A 264-nucleotide genomic window follows, 5' to 3' on the forward strand; every position below is an offset into this window, starting at 1 on the left:
TGATCGTGCCGTCGAGCGCGCGGGTCATCGTTGCGAAGGCCATCGCTTCAGGCTTCGGCGACAGATTCGACGCACCGAATGCACCCTGCGCGTTGTTCAGATCGAAGAACGAACCGTAGCCCACTTCGCCCGGATAATCGGGGCCGAAGAACAGCGTCGTCATCTGCGCGCCGCCGCCCAGCACGATGATGTGCGAGCGCACGCCAACGGCAGCATGTGCGAACAGCTGGTTCTGCGACGGCGTCGTCGGGCCGTAGTTGATGC

General features: G+C 63.6%; 1 pseudogene. It reads right to left on the reverse strand.

Annotated features, from left to right (window positions below):
- Positions 1-264, reverse strand: a pseudogene (locus AB4Y32_RS40560) (hypothetical protein); the annotation flags it as partial.

The organism is Paraburkholderia phymatum (genome assembly GCF_040965635.1).
GTDB classification, from domain to species: Bacteria; Pseudomonadota; Gammaproteobacteria; order Burkholderiales; family Burkholderiaceae; genus Paraburkholderia; species Paraburkholderia phymatum_B.